This is a genomic window from Anoxybacillus kestanbolensis (genome assembly GCF_001996285.1).
Taxonomy (GTDB): Bacteria; Bacillota; Bacilli; order Bacillales; family Anoxybacillaceae; genus Anoxybacillus; species Anoxybacillus kestanbolensis_A.
This window is the reverse complement of record NZ_MQAD01000014.1, coordinates 1-25,773: the sequence shown is the minus strand read 5'-3', so window position 1 is coordinate 25,773 and position 25,773 is coordinate 1. Positions and strand designations below refer to the sequence as shown.

At 41.0% G+C, this 25,773-nt stretch carries 21 protein-coding genes and 17 tRNA genes; 9 read left to right on the top strand and 29 right to left on the bottom strand.

Annotated elements, in window-relative coordinates:
- Positions 1 to 186 precede the first annotated feature (186 nt).
- Entirely contained in the window at positions 187 to 678 is a 492-nt protein-coding gene (locus BO219_RS09540) for a flavodoxin domain-containing protein (RefSeq protein WP_077429358.1), read from the top strand.
- A complete protein-coding gene (locus BO219_RS09535) occupies positions 632 to 1,669 on the top strand; it encodes a ribonucleotide-diphosphate reductase subunit beta (protein ID WP_012574100.1) in 1,038 nt (345 codons plus the stop codon). Before BO219_RS09540 ends, BO219_RS09535 begins: the two co-directional genes overlap by 47 nt.
- Positions 1,670 to 1,693: 24 nt before the next feature.
- On the opposite strand, the gene BO219_RS09530 is transcribed toward BO219_RS09535, so the two are convergent.
- Both BO219_RS09530 and BO219_RS09525 read right to left on the bottom strand, forming a co-directional pair.
- Positions 1,694 to 2,146, bottom strand: a complete 453-nt coding sequence (locus tag BO219_RS09530) for a diverged REC-like domain-containing protein (RefSeq protein WP_171700377.1) — start codon at positions 2,144 to 2,146, stop codon at positions 1,694 to 1,696.
- Positions 2,143 to 2,442, bottom strand: a complete 300-nt coding sequence (locus BO219_RS09525; protein ID WP_077429357.1) for a DUF2325 domain-containing protein — start codon at positions 2,440 to 2,442, stop codon at positions 2,143 to 2,145. The genes BO219_RS09530 and BO219_RS09525 overlap by 4 nt, the downstream gene beginning before the upstream one ends.
- 176 nt (positions 2,443 to 2,618) lie before the next feature.
- Here BO219_RS09525 and BO219_RS09520 point away from each other — a divergent pair, with 176 nt between their 5' ends.
- The 3 genes from BO219_RS09520 to cydB all read left to right on the top strand — a co-directional run bounded on the left by BO219_RS09520 (position 2,619) and on the right by cydB (position 5,323).
- Positions 2,619 to 2,774: a DUF1540 domain-containing protein gene (locus BO219_RS09520; RefSeq protein ID WP_077429356.1), complete on the top strand. Its 156-nt coding sequence runs from the start codon at positions 2,619 to 2,621 to the stop codon at positions 2,772 to 2,774.
- A 181-nt stretch (positions 2,775 to 2,955) separates the two neighbouring features.
- The gene (locus BO219_RS09515) at positions 2,956 to 4,305 is read left to right on the top strand and encodes a cytochrome ubiquinol oxidase subunit I (protein WP_077429355.1); all 1,350 of its coding nucleotides are present in this window, start codon (positions 2,956 to 2,958) and stop codon (positions 4,303 to 4,305) included.
- Positions 4,295 to 5,323 carry a cytochrome d ubiquinol oxidase subunit II gene (gene cydB / locus BO219_RS09510; RefSeq protein WP_077429354.1) on the top strand — a complete coding sequence of 343 codons (1,029 nt, stop codon included), beginning with the start codon at positions 4,295 to 4,297 and terminating at the stop codon, positions 5,321 to 5,323. The genes BO219_RS09515 and cydB overlap by 11 nt, the downstream gene beginning before the upstream one ends.
- Positions 5,324 to 5,334: 11 nt before the next feature.
- Here cydB and BO219_RS09505 read toward each other — a convergent pair whose 3' ends face one another.
- Genes BO219_RS09505 through BO219_RS09485 form a run of 5 tightly spaced genes read right to left on the bottom strand, consistent with a single transcriptional unit; the run spans position 5,335 to position 11,544 of the window.
- Positions 5,335 to 6,765: an o-succinylbenzoate--CoA ligase gene (locus tag BO219_RS09505; RefSeq protein WP_077429353.1), complete on the bottom strand. Its 1,431-nt coding sequence runs from the start codon at positions 6,763 to 6,765 to the stop codon at positions 5,335 to 5,337.
- A 56-nt stretch (positions 6,766 to 6,821) separates the two neighbouring features.
- A complete protein-coding gene (menB, locus tag BO219_RS09500; protein ID WP_006320645.1) occupies positions 6,822 to 7,640 on the bottom strand; it encodes a 1,4-dihydroxy-2-naphthoyl-CoA synthase in 819 nt (272 codons plus the stop codon).
- The gene (gene menH / locus BO219_RS09495; RefSeq protein ID WP_077429352.1) at positions 7,630 to 8,457 is read right to left on the bottom strand and encodes a 2-succinyl-6-hydroxy-2,4-cyclohexadiene-1-carboxylate synthase; all 828 of its coding nucleotides are present in this window, start codon (positions 8,455 to 8,457) and stop codon (positions 7,630 to 7,632) included. Before menH ends, menB begins: the two co-directional genes overlap by 11 nt.
- 2 nt (positions 8,458 to 8,459) lie before the next feature.
- Positions 8,460 to 10,193 carry a 2-succinyl-5-enolpyruvyl-6-hydroxy-3-cyclohexene-1-carboxylic-acid synthase gene (gene menD, locus BO219_RS09490; RefSeq protein ID WP_077429351.1) on the bottom strand — a complete coding sequence of 578 codons (1,734 nt, stop codon included), beginning with the start codon at positions 10,191 to 10,193 and terminating at the stop codon, positions 8,460 to 8,462.
- Positions 10,186 to 11,544 (bottom strand): isochorismate synthase, encoded by a 1,359-nt coding sequence (locus BO219_RS09485; RefSeq protein ID WP_077429350.1) that lies wholly within the window; start codon positions 11,542 to 11,544, stop codon positions 10,186 to 10,188. The genes menD and BO219_RS09485 overlap by 8 nt, the downstream gene beginning before the upstream one ends.
- 157 nt (positions 11,545 to 11,701) lie before the next feature.
- On the opposite strand from BO219_RS09485, the gene BO219_RS09480 reads away from it, so the two are divergent.
- On the top strand, positions 11,702 to 12,637 hold the full coding sequence (locus tag BO219_RS09480) for a 1,4-dihydroxy-2-naphthoate polyprenyltransferase (RefSeq protein ID WP_077429349.1): 936 nt from the start codon (positions 11,702 to 11,704) through the stop codon (positions 12,635 to 12,637).
- Between the two features lie 89 nt (positions 12,638 to 12,726).
- Entirely contained in the window at positions 12,727 to 13,458 is a 732-nt protein-coding gene (locus tag BO219_RS09475; RefSeq protein ID WP_077429348.1) for a yteA family sporulation protein, read from the top strand.
- A gap of 53 nt (positions 13,459 to 13,511) precedes the next feature.
- Here BO219_RS09475 and BO219_RS09470 read toward each other — a convergent pair whose 3' ends face one another.
- From BO219_RS09470 to glgB, 5 genes are read right to left on the bottom strand one after another with little or no spacing between them, the layout of a single operon-like run.
- Entirely contained in the window at positions 13,512 to 15,899 is a 2,388-nt protein-coding gene (locus tag BO219_RS09470; protein ID WP_077429347.1) for a glycogen/starch/alpha-glucan phosphorylase, read from the bottom strand.
- Entirely contained in the window at positions 15,886 to 17,340 is a 1,455-nt protein-coding gene (glgA, locus tag BO219_RS09465) for a glycogen synthase GlgA (protein WP_077429346.1), read from the bottom strand. Before glgA ends, BO219_RS09470 begins: the two co-directional genes overlap by 14 nt.
- Complete coding sequence (locus BO219_RS09460; protein ID WP_077429345.1) at positions 17,337 to 18,359, bottom strand: GlgC family sugar phosphate nucleotidyltransferase; 1,023 nt, start codon at positions 18,357 to 18,359, stop codon at positions 17,337 to 17,339. Before BO219_RS09460 ends, glgA begins: the two co-directional genes overlap by 4 nt.
- Positions 18,347 to 19,519, bottom strand: coding sequence for a glucose-1-phosphate adenylyltransferase (locus BO219_RS09455; RefSeq protein WP_077429344.1), 1,173 nt, complete (start codon positions 19,517 to 19,519; stop codon positions 18,347 to 18,349). Before BO219_RS09455 ends, BO219_RS09460 begins: the two co-directional genes overlap by 13 nt.
- Positions 19,467 to 21,392: a 1,4-alpha-glucan branching enzyme gene (gene glgB, locus BO219_RS09450; protein ID WP_077429360.1), complete on the bottom strand. Its 1,926-nt coding sequence runs from the start codon at positions 21,390 to 21,392 to the stop codon at positions 19,467 to 19,469. Before glgB ends, BO219_RS09455 begins: the two co-directional genes overlap by 53 nt.
- A 273-nt stretch (positions 21,393 to 21,665) precedes the next feature.
- Here glgB and BO219_RS09445 point away from each other — a divergent pair, with 273 nt between their 5' ends.
- Both BO219_RS09445 and BO219_RS09440 read left to right on the top strand, forming a co-directional pair.
- On the top strand, positions 21,666 to 22,634 hold the full coding sequence (locus tag BO219_RS09445) for a cation diffusion facilitator family transporter (RefSeq protein WP_077429343.1): 969 nt from the start codon (positions 21,666 to 21,668) through the stop codon (positions 22,632 to 22,634).
- A 101-nt stretch (positions 22,635 to 22,735) separates the two neighbouring features.
- On the top strand, positions 22,736 to 24,070 hold the full coding sequence (locus BO219_RS09440) for a S1C family serine protease (protein ID WP_143271285.1): 1,335 nt from the start codon (positions 22,736 to 22,738) through the stop codon (positions 24,068 to 24,070).
- Positions 24,071 to 24,180: 110 nt separating this feature from the next.
- On the opposite strand, the gene BO219_RS09435 is transcribed toward BO219_RS09440, so the two are convergent.
- The 17 genes from BO219_RS09435 to BO219_RS09355 all read right to left on the bottom strand — a co-directional run bounded on the left by BO219_RS09435 (position 24,181) and on the right by BO219_RS09355 (position 25,686).
- Positions 24,181 to 24,252: transfer RNA gene (locus tag BO219_RS09435), tRNA-Glu, on the bottom strand.
- Between the two features lie 11 nt (positions 24,253 to 24,263).
- A tRNA-Ser gene (locus BO219_RS09430) sits at positions 24,264 to 24,355 on the bottom strand.
- Positions 24,356 to 24,358: 3 nt separating this feature from the next.
- Positions 24,359 to 24,433: transfer RNA gene (locus BO219_RS09425), tRNA-Asn, on the bottom strand.
- 19 nt (positions 24,434 to 24,452) lie between these two features.
- Positions 24,453 to 24,526, bottom strand: a tRNA-Ile gene (locus BO219_RS09420).
- A 5-nt stretch (positions 24,527 to 24,531) separates the two neighbouring features.
- Positions 24,532 to 24,602, bottom strand: a tRNA-Gly gene (locus tag BO219_RS09415).
- Between the two features lie 22 nt (positions 24,603 to 24,624).
- A tRNA-His gene (locus tag BO219_RS09410) sits at positions 24,625 to 24,700 on the bottom strand.
- A gap of 8 nt (positions 24,701 to 24,708) precedes the next feature.
- Positions 24,709 to 24,781, bottom strand: a tRNA-Thr gene (locus BO219_RS09405).
- A gap of 28 nt (positions 24,782 to 24,809) precedes the next feature.
- A tRNA-Ser gene (locus tag BO219_RS09400) sits at positions 24,810 to 24,902 on the bottom strand.
- A 13-nt stretch (positions 24,903 to 24,915) separates the two neighbouring features.
- A tRNA-Ile gene (locus tag BO219_RS09395) sits at positions 24,916 to 24,992 on the bottom strand.
- A gap of 8 nt (positions 24,993 to 25,000) precedes the next feature.
- Positions 25,001 to 25,074 (bottom strand) — tRNA-Met (locus BO219_RS09390).
- Between the two features lie 12 nt (positions 25,075 to 25,086).
- A tRNA-Ala gene (locus BO219_RS09385) sits at positions 25,087 to 25,162 on the bottom strand.
- A gap of 7 nt (positions 25,163 to 25,169) precedes the next feature.
- Positions 25,170 to 25,246 (bottom strand) — tRNA-Pro (locus BO219_RS09380).
- A gap of 20 nt (positions 25,247 to 25,266) precedes the next feature.
- Positions 25,267 to 25,343: transfer RNA gene (locus BO219_RS09375), tRNA-Arg, on the bottom strand.
- A gap of 8 nt (positions 25,344 to 25,351) precedes the next feature.
- Positions 25,352 to 25,437 (bottom strand) — tRNA-Leu (locus BO219_RS09370).
- A 9-nt stretch (positions 25,438 to 25,446) separates the two neighbouring features.
- Positions 25,447 to 25,521: transfer RNA gene (locus BO219_RS09365), tRNA-Gly, on the bottom strand.
- 4 nt (positions 25,522 to 25,525) lie between these two features.
- Positions 25,526 to 25,606 (bottom strand) — tRNA-Leu (locus tag BO219_RS09360).
- A 4-nt stretch (positions 25,607 to 25,610) separates the two neighbouring features.
- Positions 25,611 to 25,686, bottom strand: a tRNA-Lys gene (locus BO219_RS09355).
- Between the last annotated feature and the right edge of the window lie 87 nt (positions 25,687 to 25,773).

Sequence of the window (25,773 nt, the reverse complement as noted above, 5' to 3'; positions counted from 1 at the left end):
TAAAGTTGAAACAGAGGGAGGTGAATACCGTTACAGAAAAACGGAAAACATCAAGAAACTTGACTTCGGAGCGTCAAAGAAACGAGAGTAGCTTTTCGCGAAATCGGGCGCGATGAACAAGGAAGGAAACATAGACTTTTATAAGTTTCTTATAAAGTCTTGTAAGTTTTCTGTAACGGGCGAAAAATGAACGTGCTTATTTGCTATACATCAAAAACGGGAAACACAAAAGAAGTCGCCTTGTTAATTGAAGAAGCTTTTTGCTCATACGGACATGCGGTGAAAACGATCGATATTGAACATATATTTGCGATCGAATCGCTCATTCATGAGGCGCATCTTCTTTTATTCGGTTCATATACATGGGGAAATGGACAACTTCCAGATGAAATGAGGAAGCTACTTCGTTTTCTTATCAAAGAACGAAATCTTCCTTTGCCTCCTGTTGCGCTGTTTGGCACAGGAGATCAAATGTGGCCATACTATTGCCGTGCTGTCGATGAAATGGAGTACCATTTACGAAAAGTGACAACTGTGCTCGGCACGTTAAAAATTGAACAATCACCGCGCGCCCATCAACAACACTTACCGACTGTATTCGTACAACAGCTACTAGAGGAGGTTGACCGTTTTGTTATTGACGAAAGTAAAATTGTTGGAACCGTCGCATCCAAATAAAGCAACGAGCATTATCAATGGAAAAGCAAGCGGCATTTTAAACTGGAACGATATTAAATATAGCCATTTTTACGATATATACAAAATGTTGCTCGGCAACTTTTGGACGCCGTTTGAAATTAATATGTCAGATGATATTAAACAATGGCATGCGTTAAGTGAACGGGAACGGGATGCATTTTTACACATTATCGGCTTGCTTTCAATTTTAGATTCTGTTCAACCAAATTTTATTGGGGCGATGAAAGAATACATTACCGATCCGAGCGTCAAAGCAATTTTTTCGATTATCGAACAGCAAGAAGTCGTTCATAATCAATCGTACTCGTACGTTCTTGCTTCGATCGAAAAATTATCCGAGCAACATCGTGCGTTTGAAATGGCACGAACAAATCCGCACATTTATAAGCGAAATGAACACGTCATTCGCGTATATGAAGCATTTCGCGAGCAACCAACGGTGGAGACGTTTTGCCGCGCGCTCGTCGCTTCGCTCGTCTTAGAGGGGATTAATTTTTATTCTGGGTTTGCCTTTTTTTACAATTTGGCAAGAAACCAAAAAATGCTCAAAACATCAACGATGATTAGTTATATTAATAAAGATGAGCTATGCCACAGTTACTTTATTTCTCAACTTGTACGCGCAGTGTTATGGGAAAATCCACAAATTGATGAAAATGGAGCGTTTTCTGCGTGGATATATGACTATATCGACGAAGCCATTCGTTACGAAACAGAATGGTCGCGCTTTGTGTTGCGCGATATTGATGGCATTGACGTCATCGAAATGGAAAAATATATTGAGTACCTTGGAAATAAACGGTTGCGCATGCTTGGATTAGACGATCGCTATGACGCGGATGAAAATAGCATGCCTTGGATTCGCGTCTTTAGCGATGAAAATGTGAACTTAGGCAAAACCGACTTTTTTGAAGCCCGTCCACGTTCATATACGAAAACAACCGATGTGAACGGGTTTGATGAATTGTAAAAAACCGGGTAGTCGCCCGGTTTTTTATAATAAGTGTGTAAAATATGCTTCGTTTTTCAATACGACGTGAAATAAACGATTTTTCATGACGTAATACATTCGTACTGCTCTCGGTTTTTGTCCGAACCGCTCTTCAAATTGGCGACATACGTGCAATGATGGGGTGCAATCAAAAATGAAAACATTCATACATGATGGGACAACGCATGTTTCAGACGTACAAGATGCAGTTATAAATGCTGCACGCTCGTCAAATATATGAACAAACGACTGATCGTTCGCAACAAAGCGAAGCAAGTAATCCGTCATTTGCGCTATCGTTTTATAATATGTAACAGGAGAGTCACAAGAAGCGATCGGAAACGATGATGTTGCCCGTTCAATTCCTTTTAGCAACGTAAGTGATGAACGATGAGGTGGAAATATGCTGTAATGATAAGTTAATACTTCATTTAAAAACGGTTGCCACAACGTCATCTCCCCCTTAGTTCATCCCCCATTTGTTGAATAACCGTTTGGATCGAGCTCCATGAACGCTTTACAAAATAAATCGGCTTATGTTGATCTTTTGCTTTTTGTTTAATGACCTTTGCTAAATTGTGGTTAATGTAATCCGTCATGACAAATACGATATCGACATGCTCTGGAATTTGTCGCTTCACCATATTCACTTTTCGACCATCTAAATGAATAATCTCCTGAAATCCTGAGTTTTTTAATTTATCGGTAATGTTTCCTAAATGATCTGCTCCAACAACTAATAATGATGACATATAACTCCCTCCGAATTTTTTGTCTTATCTTGCACAATTTCATTCTAATTGAGAATGATTATCTATGTCAACATATAATGATAAAAATTCTCATTATTTTTGCTCATTTTTTCATGTTATGTCTTGCCAATGTTTTGTCTACACTAACATCAGCATAAAGAAAGGAGGGAATGGTTGTGGCAAAAGATGTACTTTGTGAGGTGCAAAACTGTCAGTTTTGGTCGCAAGGCAATCGATGTAGTGCAGACGCAATCTATGTCGTAAGCCATGCTGGCTCCACAGCGACGAGCTCGACAGAAACAGACTGTAAAACGTTCCAACCAAACGAGTGAAAATAACCTCCTTGCCCATTGCAAGGAGGTTTTCCTCTTTTTCATGTTAATCATAGTAAATAGACACATTTTTTTTAAATTATCGTCACAGCTTTGCAACATTTCCCTCACCGCTTCTTCACGTCTTAGGGTTACTCTTATACATAGTAAAAAAACATTTTGTATCGTTGGAGGGGGATATATGAGCGATGTACTTTTGTTAAGCCGTTTTCAATTTGCCATTACTGTTTTCTATCATTTTTTATTCGTCCCGTTGACCATTGGTCTTATTGTTTTAATTGCATGGATGGAAACACAACATGTACGAACAAAAAATCCGCTTTATCGACAAATGGCAGATTTTTGGGGGAAATTGTTTGCTATTAACTTCGTCCTTGGCGTAGTCACAGGCATTACGATGGAATTTCAATTTGGTACAAACTGGTCTGAGTATTCGAAATATATGGGGGATATTTTCGGATCTCCGCTCGCCATTGAAGCGCTCGTTGCTTTCTTTTTAGAATCAACATTTATGGGGATTTGGCTATTTGGGAAGGATAAAATTTCACCAAAACTTCGTGCGTTTTCGATTTGGATGGTTGCGCTCGGTACAAACATTTCAGCACTTTGGATTATTACAGCAAACGGGTTTATGCAAAATCCGGTCGGGTATATTGAGAGAAACGGTCGCATCGAACTACAAAACTTTTGGGAAGTGGTAACAAATCCATATGCATGGCATATGTTTGTGCACACAATCGTTAGCTGTTATATTGTTGGAGCGTTTTTTGTGATGGCTGTTAGCGCATGGCATTTGTTGCGTAAGCAGCATGTCGTATTTTTCGAAAAATCGTTTAAGTATGCACTTATTCTAGGTCTTATCGCGACAACAGCAACACCATTTATCGGTCATAAATCAGCATCGTTTGCGGCAAAGATGCAGCCTGCTAAAGGAGCAGCACTAGAAGCTGTTTGGGAAACGAAAGAGGGGTTACCTTTTCATATTATTCAAATTCCGGATCCAAAAAACGAACGAAATATCGTTGAATTTTTAACGATTCCGAAGCTCGGAAGTTACTTTTATACGCATTCGTTTGATGGAAAAGTCGTTGGATTTGATCAAATTCCAAAAGATGAACGTCCAAATGTTAACATCGTCTTTTATTCATTTCGTTTAATGGTGGCGCTCGGTTTATATTTTGTCGCTCTATTTTGGTACGGATTTTACTTATATCGCAAAAACAAATTAGTGGAATCACGACGTTTCTTAAAACTTGTGATGTATTCCGTATTGCTTCCGTATATCGCTATCAACGCTGGCTGGGTCGTTGCGGAAGTCGGACGTCAACCGTGGACTGTTTATGGTCTCATGCGTACAGCTGAGGCAGTATCGCCAATTTCGCTCTCACAAATCCTTTTCTCGCTCGTCAGCTTAGTCGTGTTTTATACGATTTTGCTTATTGCTGACGTGTACTTAATGTTGAAATATGCGAAAAAAGGACCGTATGCATCCACAGCTACGAAAGGTGGGGAAATGCAACATGTCTCATGAAATAGTTGCGATCATTTGGTTTGGTCTATGGGGACTTATTTGGACGATATACTTTGTGTTAGATGGATATACGCTCGGTACAGGCATGTTGTTTCCGTTTTTAGCGAAAAACCGTCAAGAGCGAAATCAACTACAAGAAGCGGTTGGACCGTTTTGGGGTGGCAATGAAGTATGGTTAATTACAGCGGGCGGAGCTACATTTGCTGCGTTTCCAGCTGTTTACGCTGACTTATTTAGCTTCTTATATACGCCAATGATGCTTATTTTATTCGCTCTCTTTTTCCGAGCAGCAGGATTAGAATTTATGCATAAAGACGAGTCGAAACGTTGGCAAACAAGTTGGAAGTGGGCATTTACAATTAGTAGTGTTGCCTTAGCACTTTTATTTGGTGTCGCCTTTGCTAATTTATTTTACGGTTTAAAAATCGGACCTTCGGGGTATGAAGGAACATTTCTCGGCTTGCTACATCCATACGGGCTATTAGGTGGATTGTTGTTCACAAGCTTATTCATTGTATCTGGCGCTTTATGGATTATGATTAAAACTGTTGGTGATGTGGCACAACGAGCATATCAAATTGCACGGCCAGCTTCTGTTGTCGCTGCTGTCGTACTATCTCTTTTCTTTGTTGCGACAAGCAATCGGACAACACTATTTGATAACTTTACGAAAGCTCCGATTCTTTGGATCGTACCTGCCCTTACTTTCGTATGTGCGTTGCTTATGTTATTGTTCGTATGGCAAAAACGAATCGGGCTTGCATTTGCAAACATTTGCTTAACTATTTTCACACTTATGGCAACAGGCTTTATCGGTATGTTCCCAAACATGCTTCCTTCGCGCATCAACGATGAATATAGCACAACGCTTTTTGAAGCAGCAGGAAGCGAATTGAACTTAAAAATTATGCTCGGCGTCGCCATCGTTATGGTACCGATCGTCGTAGGCTATCAACTTTGGAGTTATAAACTGTTTAAAGAAAAAATTACGAAAGAAACAGCGAAAGGATATCAATGAGAGGAGGCTTTTTACGCCTCCTCGACCCATTTTTTTAGCTCATGACGCATCAGCTTGTTCGCAGCGTTGCGCGGCAAATGGTCAACAACTTGAATTCGTTTTGGCACTTTATATTTTGCGAGTTTATTCATACAAAATTGCTTTAATTGCTCTTCTGTTATGTGTTCATCATTTAACACAACGAACGCATATGGCACTTGTCCCCATGTTTCATCTGCTACACCGACCACTCCCGCTTCTTTGACAACTTCATGTTGCAAAAGTACGGATTCAATTTCAGCTGGATATACGTTTTCACCACCGGAAATAATTAAATCCGAGCGACGATCGAGCACATATAAAAATCCTTCTTCATCAATATATCCGATGTCCCCGGTATATAACCAACCGTCTTTTAAAACAGCGGCCGTCGCCTGCTCATTTCGCCAATATCCTTTCATCACGCTCGGGCCTTTGACAACAATTTCTCCCGCTTCATTTGCATGCATGATTTCCCCGTCTTTTTCAATCCGAATGTTCATATGAAAAAGCGGCTTTCCTGCTGAGCCATGTTTATGACGAGCATCTGGAGGTAATGTAGCCACTTGAGAAGCAGTTTCTGTCATACCATATGTTTGATATACAGGTATATTCCAATTAGCACACGACTGCAATAATGGTTGCGAAACAGGTCCTCCTCCAACGAGCATACAACGAAATGACGAAGGATACGGCTGCTTGAGTTGCTGAATTATTTGTTGCACCATGGTGCTGACAGCGGACATCATCGTAACTTTCCCTTGCAAAATAAGCTCATTGCTACGTTTCGCGTCAAATGATGACATAATATAAACACTCATGCCATAAATGACGCTCCGCATTAAAATCGACAAACCACTAACATGAAAAAAGGGAACAGCCGCAAGCCAACAATCATTTTCATGCAAGCCAAGATTTAAAGCGGAGCCAATCGCACTCCACCAATGATTCCCATATGTTTGCATAACTCCTTTTGGCTTTCCTGTCGTCCCTGATGTATACATAATGGTTGCTACATCATCAAGATGGTACATCGTTTGCCATTCTCCATCTCGTTCTCGGAGTTTTATAAATTCATTCCATTCAATTACTCGTTCGTCTGGAAATGGCTCATCACAAATGACGAAACGCGCCCCACTATGATCCAACTGCCACTTTATTTCTTCTATCGATAAGCGTACATTTTGTAACAAAACAATCGCTCCGATATAATGAAGCGCATGAATGACTTCGACCATATGTATACTATTTTTCATTAAGATAGCTACAATGTCGCCTTTTTTTACACCGAGATAAACAAATTGCCTTGCCCGTTTTACTGTCCGATCATGAAGTTCTGCAAATGAAATCGCTTGTGTGTCGTCGTGTAACGCTACACGATTCGGAGTTAAATGTGCACGTTGACGTAACCAATTTGGAATCATCTTCACACCACCTTCAAAAAAACAGCTTGATGTATGCACATCAAGCTGTGTTATTTTTATGGAAAACGCGGGAACTGCTTGAAGTCCGGTTTTCTCTTTTCTTTAAACGCATCGCGTCCTTCCTTAGCTTCATCCGTTGTATAGTAAAGAAGCGTTGCATCTCCAGCCAGTTGTTGAATGCCTGCCAATCCATCAGTATCAGCGTTGAACGCAGCTTTTAAGAAGCGAATCGCTGTCGGGCTTTTTTCTAAAATTTCTTCCGCCCATTTCACCGTTTCTTCCTCTAGCTGTTCAAGCGGAACAACTTTATTCACTAGTCCCATTTCTAGCGCCTCTTGGGCATTGTATTGGCGACATAAATACCAAATTTCACGCGCTTTTTTATGACCGACAATGCGCGCTAAATAGCCGGCTCCATATCCTCCATCAAAGCTACCGACTTTCGGACCTGTTTGACCAAAAATCGCGTTATCTGCTGCAATCGTTAAGTCACAAACAACATGTAACACGTGGCCGCCGCCGATCGCATAACCTGCAACCATCGCAATAACCGGCTTCGGAATGACACGAATTAAACGTTGCAAGTCTAATACGTTTAAGCGCGGAATTTGATCATCCCCCACATATCCACCATGTCCACGCACTTTTTGGTCGCCACCCGAACAAAACGCTTTGCCGCCTGCACCTGTTAAAATGATGACACCAATATTGGAGTCGTCACGTGCGTATGCAAACGCATCAATTAATTCCATTACTGTTTTTGGACGAAACGCATTATGTACTTCAGGACGATTAATTGTGATTTTTGCAATGCCGTTATACGTTTCGTACAAAATATCTTCATATTCCCTCTCTTTTATCCATTCAATCGCCATGCAATAAACCTCCTCTTAGCACAAATTGTTGAACAAGCGTACCAAACCGCTCACGCTGCTCCATATGCACAACGTGTCCAGCTTGCGGAACGGCAATGAGCGTTCCGTTTGGTAATAATTGTACCATTTCTGACGCAATTCGACAAAACTTTTCATCGTCTTCTCCACAAATCAACAATGCCGGCATATGTAATTGATGCAATGCCCCCCACCAAGAAGGTTGTGCGCCTGTCCCCATCCCACGTAAACTGTTAGCTAGTCCAATCGCTGTATGCTGTAACCGTTCTTCACGGAGCCGTTGTTGCACACTTTTTGGTAACCGTTGAAGAGAAGAAAATAACGGAATGTTCTCCCAGCGATCGACAAATGAAGCGACGCCATGTTTTTCAATAAATTGTGCTAATCGCTCGTCTTCTTCGCGACGTTTCATTCTTTCTTTTTCTGTTTTTAGACCGGGAGAGCTACTTTCTAATATGAGCGTTTGAACATACTGCGGATAAAGAACCGCAAATGTGAGCGCAAGTCTTCCCCCCATGGAATATCCTAATACATGCGCTTTTTTTATTTCTAATTGCTCCAATAACGTAGCAATATCTTTTGCGACGATCTCGATGTCATATCGCTGTACAGCTGAAGGAGCATCCGTTCGTCCGTGACCGAGAATGTCAATGGCGATGCACTGCATATGTTGGCTCCACGTTGAAATAAACGGATGCCACGTTTGACAGCTGCCTGTAAATCCGTGTAGTAACAACAGCGGTTGTCCATTACCGTACATTTCCACATAATACGTTTGTCCTCGAACGACAAACTTCATGTTCATTCCCCTTTATTCAACAAGTTGGACATTTCCTGGGAAACATCTTTCCACAATTTCCGATAGATTTTGACATTATATTCACGTGATGTCGGAACTTCAATGACGTTTAATGTCGGGCGTGAAAGAGCGTCCGTCATCGCTCGTCGAAAATGTTCCCACGTCTCTACTTTTTCATAATGCCCATTATACATGTCAACAGCATGCTGAAATGATAAATGTGTCGGCGTACCAAATAACCGTTCGAAATGCTTTGGTTCATTCGCTTGCGGTAAGAAAGAGAAAATACCTCCGCCGTTATTGTTTAGCACGATGATTGTCGCATGTAGCTGTTGTAATTTCGCTGCCAACAAACCGTTTAAATCATGATAAAATGACAAGTCGCCAATCACTAACACAAGTGGTTGGGAAACGTAACTTGCCCCAAGAGCACTAGATACAACTCCATCAATGCCATTTGCTCCTCGATTCGCGAGTAAACGGATTCGTTTATTCGATGACATAAAAAACGTATCCGCATCACGAATAGGCATACTGTTGCCAACGTAGAGTGTTGCTTTGTCTGGCAATAGGTTGGCAAGTTCAATAAATATTTTCCCTTCAAACATGCTCGTTTCTTCTTCTGCTTTTAACAAAATGTGTTTTGCACGTTCATTCATGTATTGCCACTTGCTCATCCATTGTGACGAACGAAAAGAATGTGAAGCACGTTGCGCTAAATCATAACAAAATTGAACCTCATTTGCTTCTATCAGTACTTGAAGCGACAACGTTGGATCGCGCCATTGTCCCGCTTCATCGACAACTATTTGTTTTACTTGTTTATGCTTCTGCAACCAAACATAAAGCGATTTCGATACAGGCATCGCTCCGAACCGAATAACGACATCTGGAACGAACTTATCCGCAAACGTTTCATTTTTTAACATCGCATCATACGATTCAATAATACATCGTTTCTCGTGTGTACCTGTCCGCAATGGAGAGAGAGGATCTGCTAAAATAGGGTATTGCAATGCTTCCGCTAACTTCACAACTGCCTCAGAAAAACCTTCGATATGCAAATCTCCGCATATAATGACCCCTTTTTCGACACCGCTCAACTCCGCGTACAACTCATCGATCATCTCTTCACAAAGATGCTTATTTCCTTTATACACGATGCGAGTTGGAGAAGATGGCAAAAACAGCGACTCATCGATCATCGGAACGAGTGGTTCGCGCAACGGTACGTTAATATGAACCGGTCCTTTTGGGACAGACGATGCAACGTATACCGCGCGAGCAGCGACCATTTCGGCATAACGAAGCATTCGCTCATTTCCTTCTGGAAGCGCCATATCAACAAACCATTTTACATATGAACCATACATATGCAACTGGTTAATTGCTTGTGGGGCGCCAACATCACGCAGTTCATGAGGGCGATCAGCCGTAATCACAACGAGTGGGACACGTGCATAATAAGCTTCAACGATTGCTGGATAATAATTTGCTACTGCTGTCCCTGATGTACAAACAAGAGCAACTGGCTCTCCAGAAGCCTTCGCCATGCCCAATGCGAAAAAAGCAGCGGAACGTTCATCAATATGAACATGAATATTTAACGTTGGATGTTCAGCCATAACCATCGCTAGAGGAGTGGAGCGAGAACCAGGACTAATGACTACTTGTTGTACTCCCATATGAGCTAGTTGCTCAACGAAAGCTGTGACATACGCTGTCATTTCATTCATCTCCATCCCCCCCTAACGCTGATAACATCGGTTTAAACTTTACATTCGTTTCCTCGTATTCATTATGTGGATCAGAATGGGCGACAATGCCACATCCTGCAAACAAATGTGCTTTATTGTCTTCAAGCAATGCCGAACGAATCGCAACAGCAAACTCTCCGTTTCCGTTCGCATCAACCCAACCAATCGGAGCGGCATACCATCCACGATCAAGCGGCTCAATCTCCCGAATCGTCTGTACCGCCTTTTCTTTCGGAAATCCCCCGAGCGCAGGGGTTGGATGAAGCCGTTCAACGAGTGAAAAAATCGAGACGCCTTCCTTCACTTTCGCCTGAACAGGCGTATATAAATGTTGAATATGTCTCATTTTCAGAAGCGTTGGTTCGTTCGGAATGACAACTTCCGTACATACTTCATTCATTGCTTGTTTAATCATATCGACAACAAACGCATGCTCGCGGCGATTTTTATCGTCTTGAAGCAACCAACGTCCAAGCTCTTCATCTTCTTTCACCGTATGTCCACGGCGAATCGATCCCGCCAAACAGGCTGTTTCACACATATGCCCATTCTTTCTCACAAGTTGCTCCGGAGAAGCCCCGATGAAGCAAGTAGAGCCATTTTCAAAAGCAAAAATGTAGCTCATCGGTTGTTGTTCATGAAGCTCGTGTAACACTTGAGAACAGTTAATTCGATCAGAAAAAGAAAGAAATAGCTTCCGTGCTAAAACAACTTTCTCAATTGCATCATTTCGAATAAGATCTGTCGCGTAATGAACGGCACGGAGCCATTGGGCACGAGCAACTTCTTCTTTTTTCACAATGTGAGCACGATGCCAATCGCTCTCATCACGTGTGTGAAATAAAGAATCGATCATTTCTTCAATCTGATTGAGCGATTCATGAACAACATTGACTGTTAACCATATTTCATCTCGTTGCTTTGTTAGCAAAAATGTAGGCACAACAAATTGGGCAGAAGGAAATTCAATCCAATGTTCATCCGACTGTTTCAGCGGGTCAAAGGCAAATCCTCCAAACATCAGTGGCCCTTGCCCTTCAATGAAAGCGCCTTCTACAATTTGTTTCCATTCTCGTTCGACGTCACGAAACCGCTTTTTCGTCTTTTCTTTGCTTTTTATAACTTGAGCTCGTCCAAGTCCAACAAATGTTCGTTCGTGCAAGCAATCCGACCAGTAAAAGCGTTGCCCATAAAATAACGTTTCACCCGCAGAGAAAAAAGCAAGCGGATCGATTTGTTCCATTCTTATGGTAATACTAACCATATGCTCTTTTTTCCCTAATACATGACGCAATTGGTCAATAACTTTGTTTTGATATAAAGTAACCACCTTTTATCACGCCTATACTTAAACTTTTTGTCCCTTTTCCATTATAATATTGTTTTTTAGAGATAGGAAACAATTTATATCGTCAAGACATTGACACATTTTCCCCACTTCCCTAAACTTATTGTGAACGACATTTTACTTAAAGGAGAAGAATAGTATGCCAACACCAGTACGTTCAAATACTCAAACGGTTCATTATAAACGAGACTGGCGCGTTTGGTGGCGATTATTGCGTCCACATACGCTTACTGCAGCGTTCGTTCCTGTTTCCATCGGCACTGTGCTTGCAGTAGATGAAACGCCAATTCACTTCCCTTTATTTTTTTCTATGCTCATTGCTTCATTATTTATCCAAGCAGCAACAAATATGTTTAATGAATATTACGACTATAAACGAGGGCTCGATACACCTGAATCCGTCGGAATTGGTGGAGCGATTGTCCGCGATGGCATCTCACCAAAAACAGTTTTACTGCTTGCTTGGTCTTTTTTCGCTATCGCCATGTTGCTTGGCGTTTATATTTGTGCCAACAGTAGTTGGTGGCTAGCTGTGATCGGCACCATTTGCATGGCAGCAGGCTATTTTTATACAGGCGGGCCCGTTCCGATCGCCTATACCCCATTTGGTGAATTAGCAGCAGGGTTTTTCATGGGTCTTACCATTATTTTAATTTCATTTTTTATTCAAACGGGCACAATTACATCAACACCTGTTCTTGTTTCTGTTCCCATCTCTATTCTAGTTGGTGCTATTTTATTAGCCAATAACATTCGCGACTTAGACGGAGACAAAAAAAGCGGACGAAAAACGTTAGCCATTTTACTCGGTAGAAAACGTGCCATTTGGTTGTTAGGTGGCATGTTTGTCACATCATTTTTATGGATTGTGTTACTTGTTTTTACGAAAACGATTTCGCCATGGACATTGCTCGTATTTTTCAGTGTCCCAAAAGCGTGGCGAGCAACGAAGGGGTTTATTGGAAAAACGAAACCGATCGACATGATGCCAGCCATGAAAGCGACCGCTCAAACGAATACGCAGTTCGGATTTTTACTCGTTGTCGGTCTATTTATTCATTATTGGATGCAATAATTGTTAAGAAAAACCATAGCCTTGACGCTATGGTTTTTTCTTTTTAGTCCATACTATGCGTAGTTAGAACTTGAAGGAGGGAATTTATTGTGCAGGATATATCTGCTTTACGTGACCGTTTATTGCAAGAAAAACGACAAATTGAGCAACGGTTGAAACAAAACGATCATTTCGGTCTCACCCGAACATCTAATCATGATTCAGTTGGCGAATTATCGAATTATGACAATCATCCTGCTGATACTGGCACAGAATTATATGAACGAGAAAAAGATATTGCGCTGAACGAACATACAGAACGAGAGCTTCACGATATCGAACGGGCACTTCAAGCGATGGAAGATGGGACATACGGTATTTGCAAAGTATGCGGGAAACCCATTCCGTTCGAACGTCTCGAAGCCATCCCGACGACAACATATTGTAAAGAACATAGCTCTGATCAATTTATTTCACAACAGCGCCCAATTGAAGAAAGTATTTTGTCTCCTCCATTTGGCGAATTTGTCGTTCATGAAGATGTAGAAACTTTCGATGCTGAAGATAGTTGGCAAAAGGTTGCTCGCTTCGGTACATCAGAAACGCCTTCAGATGTTCAAGAAGATACGGTACACTATGATCGCATGTATATTGATGCTGAGGAACAAATCGGTTACGTCGAACCGTTTGAAACATTTGCGGCAACCGATCTTTATGGAACGGGCATTACGATTTATCCAAACATTGTACATGAACAATATGAACAAATGCTCGATGACGAACAATTAATGTCTCCACTCGGTGATCTTCCAGCTTATGAAAAAGATCCTTATACTTCATAAGAAAGTCCTGTGAGCATATGCTTACAGGACTGACTTTTTGTTAGTGAATATTGTTAGTGAATACACCAAATGTCATGAGCGTATTCTTCAATCGTTCGGTCACTTGAAAAATATCCAGAACAAGCGATGTTCGTCACGCTCATTTCTAACCACTTTTGGCGATTTTCATACGCTACTCCCAATCGTTGTTGTGCATCAGCATACGATGCGAAATCCCGTAGGACAAAATATTGATCATTATGAGCAAGCAACGAATCGTAAATCGGCTCGAAGTGATCATATGCATCTGGAAAAAAGCCATTCACAAGCTGATTTACAACTTGATGAATCCGTTGATCATGGTGATAATATTCATACGAATGATATCCACCGTTGGCATAATAGTGCAACACTTCTTCTGCAGTCAATCCAAAAATAAACATATTGTCATGACCGACACGTTCTAAAATTTCAATGTTGGCCCCATCGAGCGTTCCGATCGTCACAGCTCCATTCATCATAAATTTCATGTTTCCGGTCCCTGATGCTTCTTTGCTTGCCGTCGAAATTTGCTCACTTACATCAGCGGCTGGAAAAATTTTTTCTGCCAATGAGACACGGTAATTTTCTAAGAAAATAACTTTTAACCGCCCATTAATTTGTTCGTCGCTGTTCACCTTTTGTGCAACAGAATTGATTAACTTAATAATCCGCTTCGCATAATGATATCCCGGCGATGCTTTCGCGCCAAAAATAAACGTACGTGGATACATATCGAAATGTTCATCTTCTTTTAATCGGTTATATAAATGCATAATGTGGAGTACATTTAACAACTGTCTTTTATACGCATGTAACCGTTTCACTTGCACATCAAAAATCGATGAGTCGTCTACAGTCACCCCTGTTTTTTCGTAAATATATTTAGCTAACTTTTGTTTATGGTGATGTTTCACTTTTTCTAATCGTTCTTGAAATGCATGATCAGTTGCATACTTTTTCAACTGAATAAGCTGCTCAGGCTGCTTTATCCATTCCGTTCCGATCGCTTCGGTAATAAGAGAAGAAAGCTCCGGATTTGCTTTCAGCAGCCAACGGCGATGGGTAATCCCGTTCGTTTTGTTATTAAATTTTTCTGGAAAGTATTCGTAAAATAACTTCATTTCCCGATGCTTTAAAATTTCGGAATGTATTTTCGCGACCCCATTCACACTATAGCTCCCTACAATCGCTAAATGGGCCATTTTCACAAGCCCATGAGCAATAATCGCCATCTCCTCAATTCTTTTCCAATCGCCAGGATATCGATTCCATAAATCACGACAAAATCGTTCATTAATTTCTTGCACAATCATATAAATTCGCGGCAGTAGCGGTTGGAAAATGTAAATAGGCCATTTTTCCAACGCTTCAGATAATGTTGTATGATTTGTATAAGAGATCGTATTTGTCGTAATGTGCCACGCTTCATCCCATCCCATTCCTTCCTCATCTAACAAAATTCGCATCAGTTCTGGAATGGCTAGAACTGGGTGGGTGTCATTCACATGAATCGCTACGTGTCGATGGAAATGTTGTAAATGTCCGTATCGTTGCCGATAGTCGCGCACAATGCTCCCAATGCTTGCAGCAACAAGAAAATATTGCTGTTTTAACCTTAAAATTTTTCCTTCATCGTTCGTATCGTCTGGATACAAAAATTCCGAAATAGCTTCTGTTTCTCGCTTATATTGCATGACATGTTTATGAAGAGGAAACTTCGCTGGCTCCGCACTCCATAGTCGCAGCGTGTTGACAGTTGTCGTATCATACCCGATGATCGGCATATCGTAAGGAACGGCCATCACTTTTTCTACATCATAATGTCGAAACGTTAATCGACCGTTTTGTTCGTAGCACTCCACTTTCCCCCAGAAATTAACCTCTACCGCTAAATCTTCTTTTTTCACTTCCCAAACGTTCCCATGACGCAACCATTGCTCTGGAAGTTCCACTTGATAACCATTCACAATTTTTTGATCAAATAAACCGTGCTTGTAGCGAATACCTTGCCCATGTCCAGGTAAGTCAAGAGAAGCAAGAGAATCTAAAAAACAAGCAGCTAATCGACCAAGCCCTCCATTTCCGAGACCTGCATCTATTTCCGCTTCTTCAATACGAGCCAATTCAATGCCAAGCTCTTTTAATCCTTGCTCCACGACATCGCGTATACCAAGATTCATTAAATTGCTGCCCAACAAGCGACCTAGCAAAAATTCAATCGACAAATAATACACTTGCTTTTTATGTTCAGCACGGTATCGTTCATTCGTCTGGATCCAATGTTTGCTAATGTACTCACGAATCATATGCCCTAGCGTATTGTATTGATCCAGGACAGTGGATTCCCAAAACCGTTTTCCATACATCATTTCTAATCGCTTCAAAAACGTTTGCTTAAACTCTTCCTTATCCGTGAACATAGATGCCACTCCCAGCCATTAATTCGTCGTATAGTTGATTGTATTTAAATGCCGATTGTGCCCAGCTGTAATCCTTGTTCATTGCTTGTTTCATAATTGTCTCCCATATTTCTTTTTGTTCATAAAATGACCGTGCGCGCTGAATCGTATATAACATATCATGCGCATTAAAGTTTTTAAACGTAAATCCCGTCCCTTCTTTCGTAAATTCGTTAAATGATTGTACCGTATCGTTTAATCCACCTGTTTCTCGAACGATCGGCACAGCCCCGTAACGCATAGCAATCATTTGTCCGAGACCGCACGGTTCAAATTGAGACGGCATTAAAAACATGTCCGCACCGGCATAAATTTGATGTGCAAGCTGCTCTGAAAAACCAATATATACACGCACACGATCAGGGTACGTCATCGCCATATCATGAAAGAAATGTTCGAACTCCCATTCCCCTGTTCCGAGAATGATCATTTGCACGTTTTCTGCTATTATTTCGTGAAATACACATTTCACTAAATCTAATCCTTTTTGCTTTGTTAACCGCGACACAATGGCAATGACAGGGACATCTTCTTCTGATGGCAAAGAAAAATGTTGTTGGAGAGCTCGTTTGTTAATGCTTTTTCGCGCAATTGTCGTTACATCATACGGCACTGCAATATACGGATCTTTTTTCGGATTGTATATTTGATCGTCAATTCCGTTTAAAATGCCAACTAGATGCGAACTTCTCGCCCGCAATAACCCGTCGAGCCGTTCACCATAATATGGCGTTTGAATTTCCTCTTTATACGTTGGACTGACCGTTGTAATCATATGCGCCGAGACAAGCGCCCCTTTCATAAAACTGACGTTTCCATAAAACTCTAAATGCTCAATAGAAAAATAGCGGTCGCTTAAATTCAGCAAGTCCCCTAAAATTTCGCGTGGGAAAATACCTTGAAATTGTAAATTATGAATCGTAAATACCGTTTTCATTCGTGCGTAAAATGAATTGTTCGTATATTCTTCACGCAATAAAAATGGAATCATACCTGTATGCCAATCATGGCAGTGGATTACATTCGGTTGAAAATCAATGACCGGAAGAGAATCGAGTACAGCGCGACAAAAATATGAAAAACGCTCGCCGTCATCGTAATGTCCATATAATGAATCTCGCTTAAAGTAATACTCATTGTCGACGAAATAATATGTAATTCCTTCATATTCTAATTGTTCAATTCCACAATATTGTCTTCTCCAACCAACACGAACGACAAGCTCAGCAATTTTATGCATTTTTTTTCGCATATGTTCTGGAATTAACCCATACTTTGGTAACATGACACGTACATCTGTCCCAAGCTTTTTCAACTCTTTTGGTAATGCACCAGCCACATCTGCTAACCCGCCTGTTTTTACGAATGGTACACATTCTGATACGACAAATAATACTTTCACGATTTCATCAGCGCTCCTTGTATTGTTCCTTTTCGAATGACGATTGGCTCCTTCGGTGTCCCAATTAATTTCACCCCATCGCCAATTCGGGCATCTTTATCAACAATGACATATTCAAGATGACAGTTCTCTCCAATTTGACTTTTTTGCATAATGACACTATTTTGAACGACAGTCCCTTTTCCGATTTTCACAGCTCTTGAAATAATACTACTTTCAATTTCTCCTTCGATCACGCATCCATTCGCAATCATTGCGTTACGCACAAAAGCATGTGAGGTATATTTTGTCGGTGGTTCGTCTTTTACTTTCGTATAAATCGGTCTTCCTTTCAAAAACAACTGCTTCCATATTTCTGGTTGAAGAAGCTCTAAACTATGATAAAAATAACGTTCAATACTATCAATGATCGCAACATATCCATCGTATTCATAATCGCACACCGTTAACCCATTTGTTTCATCATTAACAACATCCACAATACTTTGATAATGATTTCTTTGTTGGTTAGCAATCAAATCGAGTAACAACGATGTTTCTAAAATGAACATGTCAATCGATCGCCCTTGGTGACATACGCGTGTAATGTCGCACCCATTAGCAATATGTCTTCGCAGCACTTCTTCATAATCGATGTTACATACTGTATAACTATTGCAAATGAGGGCATACTTTTGTGTACTTCGCAAAAAATAATCGATATGTTGCTGGAAATGTCGAAATGATCCAATATGAGAAATCGGGAGATCTGGCGAAGGAAAAAAGAATAAGCCATCGCGTTTTCGATTTAAATCCCAATTTTTACCTGAACCTAAATGATCCATTAACGAACGATATTGATATTTTGGGAAAATAGCGACACTTTCAATCCCTGAATTAACCATATTTGATAAAACAAAATCGATTAATCGATAGCGCCCAGCGAACGGAACAGCGGCAATAGAACGTTGAAGCGTCAAATCATTCATTTCACGCTTATATGTCGTTGCATCAATAACCCCGAGCATTAATTTTCCCACGCTTTCTCATCCTCTCTCTCTGAAAAATGTCCCAAAAGCTCCTCTGTCACAAGAATGACTTCCCCGTCAAATTGATCGGCACAAATGAACGTTCCATCGGGAATTTCCATGTTTGGTGGAACAATCGCTTTTTCAATATATACATTTTTACCAATTACAGCATTAGGCATAACAACGCAATCTTTTACTGTTGCACCTTGTGCAACATACACCCCTTGAAACAAAACAGAATGCTCCACATTCCCCTCAACAATGCATCCTTCATTCACTAAAGACTCTTTCACATGCGCATACGGAGCAATATATTGTGGCGGTTCATTCGGATTCACTGAATAAATACGCCACGTATAATCAAATAAATTTAACGCTGGGGTATCTTCTAGTAAGTCCATATTTGCTTCCCATAAACTTTTTACCGTTCCGACATCTTTCCAATATCCTTTAAATGGATAAGCAACGAGTCGCTTTTTTTCATCAATTAACAAAGGAATAATATCTTTGCCAAAATCATGACTTGAGCGATCATTTCGATTATCCATTTCCAAATATTCTTTCAAAATCGACCATTTAAAAATGTAAATGCCCATCGAAGCTAAATTATTTTTCGGATGTGCTGGCTTTTCTTCAAATTCGACAATTTCCATCTCTTCATTTGTATTCATAATTCCAAAACGGCTCGCTTCTTCCCACGGTACTTCAATAACAGAAATCGTCACATCTGCCTTCTTTTCAATATGATATTGCAACATATCTGCATAATTCATTTTGTAAATATGATCGCCAGAAAGAATGAGCACATACTCTGGATCATACTGCTTTAAATAGTTTAAGTTTTGATAAATCGCATTTGCTGTCCCTTTATACCATCTCATTTCCGACGATTCAGCATACGGTGGAAGAACGGTTACCCCACCATTTTTCCGATCTAAATCCCACTCGCTCCCAATGCCAATATACGTGTTTAACTCTAACGGCTGATATTGGGTGAGTACCCCAACTGTATCAATACCAGAATTGGCACAATTACTTAGTGTAAAATCAATAATGCGATACTTTCCTCCAAACGGAACAGCCGGTTTAGCTAAATTTTTTGTTAATGAGCTTAATCTACTCCCTTGCCCCCCCGCGAGTAGCATAGCGACGCACTTTTTTCGTACCATGGTTTCCCTTCCCTTCTCTTTTTCTTGTAGGTCGTAAAATTGTTATAGCATACGGCGGAATGGTCATTTCAATATGATACGGCTTCCCGTGGTATGGTTGTTCACGTGCCGCAAGCAATTTTTTGTTTATGTGCCCCGTCCCTCCGTACGTAACATCGTCACTATTGAATACTTCTCGATACGATGTAAGAAGCGGTACACCAACTTTGTAATCATGATATGTGACGTTTGTAAAATTACAAACAATAATTAACGTATCTTCTTCTTTTTTTCCTCGCCGAATAAAAGAAAAAATACTCTGTTCAGCGTTGTTTACATCAATCCATTCGAAACCGTCTGGATCGTGATCACATTCATATAATGCTTTTTGTTTTTTATAAAAATGGGTGAGAGACTTCACGTAGTTATCCATTTTTCGGTGCATATCAAAATCAAATAACATCCAATCAAGTTGCTCTAGGTCTTTCCATTCATCAAACTGTCCGAACTCCCCACCCATAAACAACAGTTTTTTTCCTGGGTGCGTCATGAAATAACCGTAAAGCAAGCGGAGCTGAGCAAATTTATCCCAATAATCCCCCGGCATTTTATTTAATAGTGACTTTTTTCCATGTACCACTTCATCGTGAGATAAAGGCAAAATGAAATTTTCTGTGTAGGCATACAACAACGAAAACGTCATTTTATGATGCATATGTTTCCTTTCGTGCATGCTCGTTTCCATATAAGTTAATACATCATTCATCCAGCCCATATTCCATTTGTAGTTAAATCCTAATCCACCGTCGTACGTCGGTGCCGTCACTTTCGGCCAATCCGTTGAATCTTCGGCAATCATTAATACGTTTGGATCAAAAGCAAAGACAACTTCGTTTAACTTTTTTAAAAATGAAATGGCATATGGATTTGGATGTAATACGTCACTATTTGGCCAATAAAGCATATTCGCCACCGCATCTACACGAAAACCGTCAATATGATAATATTGTAACCAAAACAAAGCATTCGAAATTAAAAAGCTGTGCACTTCTGGCTTCCCTAAATCGAAATTAGCTGTTCCCCAAACAATATTTTCCCGATCTTGCATATTCACATATTCATACGTCGGTTCGCCATCAAACATATATAGCCCATGTGCATCTTTACAAAAATGTCCCGGAACCCAATCTAAAATAACACCGATTCCTTCTTGATGACAGCGATCGATAAAATACATAAGATCATGGGGCGTCCCATAGCGACTCGTTGCAGCATAGTAACCCGTTCCTTGATATCCCCATGAACGATCGAGCGGATGCTCAACAAGCGGTAACAGTTCAATATGAGTAAATCCATGCTCAACAACATAAGGAATTAACTCATCTGCCATCTCCGCATATGTATAACATTGCCCATCTTCTTTCTTTTTCCACGTTCCGAAATGAACTTCATAAATAAACATCGGTTGCTCATAAATAGGCTTTCGCTTCTTTTTTCTTTGCCACGCTTGATCATTCCATTTGTATCCATCCAACTGATATACAATAGAGGCTGTATGGGGGCGTTCTTCAGCATAAAAAGCATATGGATCTGCTTTAAGAAGAGTGCGTCCATCTTTTGTTATAATTTCGTATTTATATAAATGTCCTTCTAAATTTTCTGGAACAACAATCATCCATACTCCTTGATCGTTTATTTTTGTTAATTCATGCTCCTCTCCGTTCCAATCGTTAAATGTCCCAACAAGCCGAACTTTTTTGGCATGTGGGGCCCATACACAAAAACGCGTTTCCGTTCTCCCGTCTCGTTTCACAAGATGTGCACCGAATAAATGATAGCTTTCATAAAACGTTCCTTCGTGAAATAAATGCAACTGCAAATCGGTTGGACTCATCGTTAGCAAATGTTCATCCTTCCTTTCCTAAAGGGATACAAAATCACTCCGTACTGATATATTACACTACGCCATGTAAAATTCCTGTAAGAAAATTAAGATATTTTTCGACAATGTTCAACAAATCACATGCTAAATGTGGCGAAATGAAAATCAATACGAACGTCCATAAAATTGTCGTTTGATTATCAAATGATAATTATATAGAATATTTTATAGTAATTATTTTTTATATTTTTTTATATTTATTATAAATAATAAAGGGGTGTTTATATGTACGATTTTCATCATTTACCGCATGTAAAAGTGCAGACAACATCAAAAAAAGCACTTTGGACGACATTATTATTAACCGCTTTTTTCACGATTGTGGAAGTCATAGGGGGCATTTTATCAAATTCCCTTGCTTTATTGTCAGACTCAGCACACATGGCGTCCGATGTGATTGCATTAGGGTTAAGTATGATTGCCCTTTATTTAGCTTCTCGTCCGCCAAATAAAAAATTTACATTTGGTTATTTACGGTTTGAAATTATTGCCTCATTTTTGAATGGGCTTGCACTCGTCGTTATTGCGGTGGGGATTTTCGTCGAAGGAATCCGTCGTTTCATTCATCCCGAATCCATTCAATTTTCCTTCATGTTAACGATCGCAACAGTCGGATTTATCGTTAATCTTGTGTTAACAATCGTTTTAAGCCAGAGCATGAAAGAAGAAGAAAATTTAAATGTAAAAAGCGCTTTATGGCACTTTATTGGTGATTTACTAAGTTCCATCGGTGTTATCATTTCAGCTATTTTAATTTACTTTACAGGTCTATATGTATTTGATCCCCTCATCAGCGTCGTTATCGGTACCATTATCTTCGTAGGTGGGGCAAAAATTGTTCGAGAGTCGTATTTTATTTTAATGGACGCAGTTCCGGACGAATTTGATATCGAACGCATTCGCGCGGATATTTTATCTGTTGAAGGAGTCGAAGATGTACATGAATTGCATATTTGGTCTATTTCCACCGATCATTATTCTTTAACTGCACACGTTCTCATTCATGAACGCATTCAGCCATTTTGCGTCATTTTGGCGATCAATGAAATGTTAAAGGAACGATACAATCTTTCCCACGTCACCGTTCAAGTTGAGCACCCATCGATTCATCAACATGGCGAGTATGGCAAGAAATTTTTAGAGAGGAAAAATAAAATGGATATGAGTGGAGAAGACGTTGCTCATGTTGAGTAGCGTTTTTTTCTTTTTTTATGTTCTAATAACTTTATAGATGAATACAATATATGAGTTCGTTAAAATGAGGCTTTTCATCACTTATACAGGGGGAATGGAATATGAGGAGAGCAATGATTGCAATTTCTTTAAGCGTTCTATTAATGGCATTAGTGATTAGTTCTTTTTTCTTACTGAATATCAAACCAGATACTTCTCACATTACCAAGGCTCAAAAGCTGGCTGAATATTCAAAACCAGCTGTTGTCAGAATTGTGGACTACGCCATCGTCAAGTGGGACTTCGTAGATGATAATCCAGCTGTCTCAAACTACTTGCAACAAATGAATAATCAAACCATTATAGGTGGATCCGGCTCTGGTGCGATTATTAGTTCAAATGGTTATATCGTGACGAACGCTCACGTTGTCGAATTTTCTAAAATGGATGATGAACAAATCGCGTACGCCGCTTTTAAACAAATGGTTCAAGGAATTGCCGATTATTTTCAAGTAGACGTGAACGCAGCATACGATTATATGATTGATTATACGCAATATGTAGACATCAAAAGAGGATTGAAAGTAATACTGCCTGGTGGAGATGTACTCGATGGAGAAATTAAAAGCTATGGCGCACCGATTAACGAAGGAAAAGATGTTGCTGTATTAAAAATAGAGGGGAAAAATTTCCCTACATTAAAACTAGGAAATTCTGATGACGTACAAAATCAAGACAACATTTGGGTGATCGGTTATCCTGCCGCTGCTGATTCCGATTTATTATCTCCTGATTCCTCACTCGTTTCCTCAATGAACACTGGTCATATCTCTGCCGCTTCTAAAAAAACTGAACAAGGGAGCCCTGTCATTCAAATTGACGCTGCAGCTACACACGGAAATAGCGGAGGGCCAGTCATTAATGAAAATGGAGAGATTATCGGGCTACTGACGTTCCGTGGAGATACCGTCAACGGTCAAGAAGTGCAAGGCTTTAATTTTGCAGTCCCTGTCAACACCGTCAAAGAATTTGTCAAACAAGCAGGTGCAGAAAACATCGTAAGCAATACAGATCGCCTGTTTCAAGAGGGGCTAACACTGTATTGGGGCGGATATTACGACGAGGCGTTAAAAAAATTCGAATCAGTGGAACGAATTTACCCTAATCACTCCGAAATCAAACGATTCATTACAGACAGCCAACAAAAAAGTAGCAAAAGTAAAACACTTTGGTCCAACTATAAAACCATTTTCTATATATTTGATGCGATTGCACTTCTGCTAATCGTTGCTCTCATGCTGTTTGCATTTGTGTTTAAACCAAAACAGAAAGAAATGGCTATTGTCACACCAGGCAATCTTCCAGATTTAAATCAGGACGGAAAAGTCGATATTCAAGATGTACTCATTGCCCTTCAAAAGCAACAAAACAAGCAAGACGACAACAATGAAAAGTAGCGAACACTCGATGGTTACATCTTATGATCCTCGTCCACGACATATGTATATTTTTTTGATAAAATAATTCAAAAGGGACATCTCTTCTTAAGAGATGTCCCTTTTTCTAGTGACCCGTACGGGATTCGAACCCGTGTTACCGCCGTGAAAGGGCGGTGTCTTAACCACTTGACCAACGGGCCATATGTGGCAATGGCGGAGAAGGCGGGATTTGAACCCGCGCGCCGCAAAACGCGACCTAACGGTTTAGCAAACCGTCCCCTTCAGCCACTTGGGTACTTCTCCAAATGGCTCCGCAGGTAGGATTCGAACCTACGACCGCTCGGTTAACAGCCGAGTGCTCTACCACTGAGCTACTGCGGAACGAAAATAAAGATTATAATGGGCCTAAGTGGACTTGAACCACCGACCTCACGCTTATCAGGCGTGCGCTCTAACCAGCTGAGCTATAGGCCCACGTAAGCGGGTGATGGGAATCGAACCCACGACATCAGCTTGGAAGGCTGAGGTTTTACCACTAAACTACACCCGCATATTTGAATTTGCAAATGTTATGGGGCGACTAGTGGGAATCGAACCCACGAATGCCAGAGCCACAATCTGGTGCGTTAACCACTTCGCCATAGCCGCCACAATGATGCCGGCTGCAGGACTTGAACCCGCAACCTACTGATTACAAGTCAGTTGCTCTACCAATTGAGCTAAGCCGGCATAATATAAAGCGATATGAAACTGTATATGGCGGAGGAGGAGGGATTCGAACCCCCGCGCGCCTTTCGACGCCTCTCGGTTTTCAAGACCGACCCCTTCAGCCAGACTTGGGTACTCCTCCGTATAATATAACATGGTGGACCTTGTAGGACTCGAACCTACGACCGGACGGTTATGAGCCGTCTGCTCTAACCAGCTGAGCTAAAGGTCCTAAGCTAGTAGCGGCGGAGGGAATCGAACCCCCGACCTTACGGGTATGAACCGTACGCTCTAGCCAGCTGAGCTACGCCGCCATTATAAATATATGGTGGAGCCTATCGGGATCGAACCGATGACCTCCTGCGTGCAAAGCAGGCGCTCTCCCAGCTGAGCTAAGGCCCCTTGAAAATGGTCGGGAAGACAGGATTCGAACCTGCGACCCCATGGTCCCAAACCATGTGCTCTACCAAGCTGAGCTACTTCCCGTCCTCATAATGATATAAACATGGCGCGCCCGAGAGGATTCGAACCCCTAACCTTCTGATCCGTAGTCAGATGCTCTATCCAATTGAGCTACGGGCGCATATGAAGTGCCGAGGGCCGGACTCGAACCGGCACGGTAGTCACCTACCGCAGGATTTTAAGTCCTGTGCGTCTGCCAATTCCGCCACCCCGGCATGGCATATTGGAGCGGAAGACGGGACTCGAACCCGCGACCCCCACCTTGGCAAGGTGGTGTTCTACCACTGAACTACTTCCGCATCATGCGGGTGGAGGGACTTGAACCCCCACGCCAGAGGCGCCAGATCCTAAGTCTGGTGCGTCTGCCAATTCCGCCACACCCGCATCATGGTGAGCCATGGAGGACTCGAACCTCCGACCCTCTGATTAAAAGTCAGATGCTCTACCTACTGAGCTAATGGCTCGGTATAAGTTAAATTATAATTAAATGGCTGGGCTAGCTGGATTCGAACCAGCGCATCACGGAGTCAAAGTCCGTTGGCTTACCGCTT

Coding starts and splice junctions, on each gene's coding strand:
- BO219_RS09540 (WP_077429358.1), top strand. CDS start 187: ATGAACGTGCTTATTTGCTATACATCAAAAACGGGAAACACAAAAGAA.
- BO219_RS09530 (WP_171700377.1), bottom strand. CDS start 2,146: ATGACGTTGTGGCAACCGTTTTTAAATGAAGTATTAACTTATCATTAC.
- BO219_RS09525 (WP_077429357.1), bottom strand. CDS start 2,442: ATGTCATCATTATTAGTTGTTGGAGCAGATCATTTAGGAAACATTACC.
- BO219_RS09515 (WP_077429355.1), top strand. CDS start 2,956: ATGAGCGATGTACTTTTGTTAAGCCGTTTTCAATTTGCCATTACTGTT.
- cydB (WP_077429354.1), top strand. CDS start 4,295: ATGTCTCATGAAATAGTTGCGATCATTTGGTTTGGTCTATGGGGACTT.
- BO219_RS09505 (WP_077429353.1), bottom strand. CDS start 6,765: ATGATTCCAAATTGGTTACGTCAACGTGCACATTTAACTCCGAATCGT.
- menB (WP_006320645.1), bottom strand. CDS start 7,640: ATGGCGATTGAATGGATAAAAGAGAGGGAATATGAAGATATTTTGTAC.
- menH (WP_077429352.1), bottom strand. CDS start 8,457: ATGAAGTTTGTCGTTCGAGGACAAACGTATTATGTGGAAATGTACGGT.
- menD (WP_077429351.1), bottom strand. CDS start 10,193: ATGAATGAAATGACAGCGTATGTCACAGCTTTCGTTGAGCAACTAGCT.
- BO219_RS09480 (WP_077429349.1), top strand. CDS start 11,702: ATGCCAACACCAGTACGTTCAAATACTCAAACGGTTCATTATAAACGA.
- BO219_RS09470 (WP_077429347.1), bottom strand. CDS start 15,899: ATGTTCACGGATAAGGAAGAGTTTAAGCAAACGTTTTTGAAGCGATTA.
- BO219_RS09455 (WP_077429344.1), bottom strand. CDS start 19,519: ATGGTACGAAAAAAGTGCGTCGCTATGCTACTCGCGGGGGGGCAAGGG.
- glgB (WP_077429360.1), bottom strand. CDS start 21,392: ATGAGTCCAACCGATTTGCAGTTGCATTTATTTCACGAAGGAACGTTT.
- BO219_RS09445 (WP_077429343.1), top strand. CDS start 21,666: ATGTACGATTTTCATCATTTACCGCATGTAAAAGTGCAGACAACATCA.
- BO219_RS09440 (WP_143271285.1), top strand. CDS start 22,736: ATGAGGAGAGCAATGATTGCAATTTCTTTAAGCGTTCTATTAATGGCA.